The following is a 4,020-nucleotide window of genomic DNA, read 5'->3' on the forward strand; positions in this document are numbered from 1 at the left end:
CCAGCCGGTCCGCCTGTCCAAGGTGACCCTCACCAAGGCGGCCCCGTCCGTCTCGCTGGCCAAACAGGGCGGCACCTCCGGTGTCATGCGTGTGAACCTCAACTGGGAGATGCGCAAACAGTTCCCGGGCTGGGGCAGCCGGTGGGGCGGCGGCCGGGGCGGCGTCGATCTCGACCTGTGCGCCCTGTACGAACTCGCCGACGGCCGCAAGGGAGTCGTCCAGGCCCTCGGCAACGCCTTCGGCTCGCTGCACCGGCCGCCGTACATCCACCTCGACGGCGACGACCGCACCGGAGCCGTGGCGGCCGGCGAGAACCTCACCATCAACCTCGACCACACCCGGGACTTCCGGCGCATCCTCGTCTTCGTCACCATCTACGAGGGCGCCCGTTCCTTCGCCGACCTGCACGCCACCGTCACCCTCCGGCCGCAGCACGGCGCCCCCATCGAGTTCTCGCTGGACGAGTGCACCGTCCCCTCCCCGGTGTGCGCGCTGGCGCTGCTCACCAACACCGGCGGCGACCTCCTCGTCCAGCGCGAGGCGCGGTATCTGGTGCCGGAGCGCGGATCGAGCCCGCAGCGGACCATGGACCGCGCCTACGGCTGGGGCATGAACTGGACACCCGGCCGCAAGTGAGCCGGGCTCAGCCCTCGTCGGGCACGGCGTCCGGGCGCGCGTAGGTGCGGCCCTTCCAGGCGGCCCCGCGCCCGCGGTAGTGCTGCACGGCGGAGTCGACCGTCATCAGCAGGTACAGGAACGCGGTGAACGGCAGCAGCGGGGCGAGCCACAGCGGCTGCCGGTAGTAGCGCAGCATCGGCACGTACGTCCCCGCCATGACCGCCCACGCCGACGCCCCGGCGAGCGCGGTCGCCGCACCGCCGCCGGCCGCGCCCACGACCACGGCGGCCGGCGGCACCAGGTACACCAGCGCCAGCCCGGCGACCGTGCCGAGGAGCAGCAGCGGCTGGTGGCGCAGCTGGGCGTAGGCGCTGCGCGAGACCATCCGCCACAGGTCGCCCAGCCGCGGATAGGGACGCACGCTGTCCACCCGGTCGGCCAGCCCCAGCCAGACCCGGCCCCCCGAGCCCTTCACCGCGCGCGCGAGCGCCACGTCGTCGATGACCGCGTGCCGGATGGCCTCCGGGATGCGTGCCTTCTCGGCCATGTCCGCGCGCAGCAGCACACAGCCGCCCGCAGCGGCCGCCGTGCGCGAGCCCGGCCGGCCGATCCGGCGGAAGGGGTACAGCTGCGCGAAGAAGTAGACGAACGCCGGGACCACGAGCCGCTCCCACGGGCTCGCCACCCGCAGCCGCGCCATCTGCGACACGACGTCGAAGCCCCCCGTGCCGGCCGCCGCCACCAGCTCGCGCAGACTGTCCGGCGCGTGCGCGATGTCCGCGTCCGTCAGCAGCAGGTACGCGGGCTCACGCGCGCGTGCCAGCCCGATGCCGTACCGCACCGCCCACAGCTTGCCCGTCCAGCCCGCCGGCGGCTCACCCGGCGACCCCACCGTGAGCGGCAGCCCGCCGTGCCGCCGGGACAGCTCCCGGGCCAGCTCCCCGGTGCCGTCCGTGCTCCCGTCGTCCACCAGGAAGACCTCCGCCCGCCCCGGATAGTCCTGCGTCAGCAGCGACGGCAGACTGTCCGGCAGCACGGCGGCCTCGTCCCGGGCCGGTACGACCACACAGACCGACGGCCAGACGTCCGGTTCCCGGCGCCGCGGCAGCCGCACGTCCGTGCGCCAGAAGAAGCCCTGGCCGAGCAGCAGCCAGCACCAGGCGGCCAGGGACACGACGGTGATCCACAGGAAGGCGCTCACGGCCGCAGTCTGCCCCACCCGAACGGCCTCCGAGGCCGCATCGTCTATCGTGGCCGGGTGAAGATCGCGCTCATGGACTCCGGAATCGGCCTGCTGCCCGCCGCTGCCGCGGTACGTCGACTGCGGCCCGACGCGGATCTCGTGCTGTCGTGGGACCCGGACGGAATGCCCTGGGGGCCGCGCACTCCGGAAGACATCACCGAGCGGGCCGTCGCCGTCGCCGGGGCCGCCGCGGCGCATGAGCCCGACGTCCTGATCGTGGCGTGCAACACGGCGTCGGTGCACTCCCTGCCGGCCATGCGGGCCCGCTTCGAGCCCGACCTGCCGATCATCGGTACCGTCCCGGCGATCAAGCCGGCTGCCGCGGGCGGCGGGCCGGTCGCGATCTGGGCGACCCCGGCCACCACGGGCAGCGCCTACCAGCGCGGGCTGATCGAGAGGTTCGCCCAGGACGTGGCCGTGACCGAGGTGGCCTGCCCCGGCCTCGCGGACGCCGTGCACCACGCGGACGAGGCGGCGATCGACGCCGCGATCGCCTCGGCCGCGGCCCGCACCCCCGACGACGTGACCACGCTCGTCCTGGGCTGCACCAACTACGAGCTGGTCGCCGAGCGCATCCGGGCGGCCGTCCAGCAGCCCGGCCGCCCGCCCCTCATCCTGCACGGCACCGCCGGAGCGGTCGCCGCCCAGGCCCTGCGCCGGATCGGCGCGGAGCCGGCCCCCGCCGCCGGTGGCGGCGGCACCCTCACGGTGCTGCTGAGCGGCCGCGAGGCGACGCTGCCGGACACGGCGCTGTCCTACGCGGAAGGCCGCTTCCTGCAGGCCGTCAGCCCCGTCCGCTGACCGGCGCGGAGCCGGCCCGTCCGGTCCGCCGTGCTCCGCCCGGAGCCCGGATCCTGCGGACCGCCGTGCTCCGCCCGGGCCAGTGCCCCGGCGGCACGCCCTACCCGCGCGGCCGAACCTGAGTAACCTCATAACCATGAGGCACCCCGACGCCGACGACACTCCGCACCCGGACGTCTGGACGGGACGCGCCACCAACCGCGTCCAATGGCTGCTGGCGCTGGCCGGTGCCGCCTGCCTGGCGCTCGGCATCCAGCTGGCCGTCGACTCGGCCTGGACCTCCGGTGTCGCCCCGCTGGCGATGTCCGTCGTGGGCTGCATCGCGGCCGGTCTGCTGGTCCTCTTCGGCACGCTCGCCTTCGTGCACGTCGACCTCAGGCTCGACAAGGAGTGCGTCGAGGTGCGCTGCGGGCACATCGGGCTGCCGCGCCGCCGCATCCCGCTCTCCCACGTGGCCGGCGCAGACTTCACCGCCCTCGTCACCCCCCGGCACTGGGGCGGCTGGGGCTACCGCTGGCGCCCCGAAAGGGGCACCGCGGTCGTCGTACGCCGCGGCGAGGGCGTCGTGCTGCGCCTGTGGGACGGCCACACGTTCACCATCACCGTGGACAACGCGGAGTCGGCGGTACGGGCCATCAGGGACCGCCTGCGCACGACCAGGCCCGGCACGGCCGGCTGAACCGCAGGGCTCCGCCGGATCGCCCGCCGGGCACCCGGCACTCACCGTCACGGCTCCGGGGCGCCGCCCGCCCAGGGCCGGGCCGTGGCCCAGCCGGCCAGGAGGCCCGCGCCCGCCGTCACCGTCGTGAAGCTCAGCGCGTTGCTCACCGAGGCGAGGGCGGCCAGCGCCGTCAGGGCCGCGCCCGCGGTGACGGCGATCGGTGTGGAGCGGGGGATGCGCCACAGCGCGTACAGGACCCAGCAGAACACGGCGGCCAGCAGGAACACCCCGACCAGGCCCTGCTCGGCCGCCTGCTGCAGCAGGGCCGAGTGCGGCTTGCCCTCGGACAGCAGGGTCCGCGGCGCCTGCGGCCCCGGGTCGCCGAACCGGCCGGGCCCGACCCCCAGGCCGCCGTTCCGGCCCGCCAGCCACAGCGCGTCCCGCCACAGCCCTGTCCGGTGCGCGGTGAACCGGCCGCCGAGCGCCCCGGCGAGACCGCCGGGCAGCGCGTCCGCGGCGACCGCCCAGACGGTCCCCGCCACCAGCCCCGCCGCGACGGCCGGCGCCGCCAGCCACACGCCCCGGCTGCGCGCCGCGCCCGCGACGAGCGAGCACAGCAGGACGCCCAGGCTGGCCGCGCACCCGGCCGCCGACCCCAGCACGGCCCCGGCCGCCACGACGGCGCAGGCCAGCACC

The 4,020-nt window shown here is 75.8% G+C and carries 5 protein-coding genes; 3 read left to right on the top strand and 2 right to left on the bottom strand.

What is annotated here, in order from left to right:
• A partial coding sequence (locus CCN44_RS21580) for a TerD family protein (protein WP_414820511.1) occupies positions 1-637 on the top strand: 637 nt, incomplete at its 5' end.
• Between the two features lie 7 nt (positions 638-644).
• Here CCN44_RS21580 and CCN44_RS21585 read toward each other — a convergent pair.
• Positions 645-1,838, bottom strand: coding sequence for a glycosyltransferase (locus CCN44_RS21585; protein WP_086698759.1), 1,194 nt, complete (start codon positions 1,836-1,838; stop codon positions 645-647).
• Between the two features lie 39 nt (positions 1,839-1,877).
• Between CCN44_RS21585 and CCN44_RS21590 the strand changes: the two genes are divergently transcribed.
• Positions 1,878-2,663, top strand: coding sequence for a glutamate racemase (locus tag CCN44_RS21590; protein WP_059247788.1), 786 nt, complete (start codon positions 1,878-1,880; stop codon positions 2,661-2,663).
• A 136-nt stretch (positions 2,664-2,799) separates the two neighbouring features.
• On the top strand, positions 2,800-3,342 hold the full coding sequence (locus CCN44_RS21595; RefSeq protein WP_059247787.1) for a hypothetical protein: 543 nt from the start codon (positions 2,800-2,802) through the stop codon (positions 3,340-3,342).
• Between the two features lie 47 nt (positions 3,343-3,389).
• On the opposite strand, the gene CCN44_RS21600 is transcribed toward CCN44_RS21595, so the two are convergent.
• Positions 3,390-4,020: O-antigen ligase family protein (locus tag CCN44_RS21600; RefSeq protein WP_414820512.1), on the bottom strand; the 631-nt coding region annotated here is incomplete at its 5' end.

Origin of the sequence: Streptomyces tricolor, from assembly GCF_002155905.1 — a bacterium.
Taxonomy (GTDB): Bacteria; Actinomycetota; Actinomycetes; order Streptomycetales; family Streptomycetaceae; genus Streptomyces; species Streptomyces tricolor.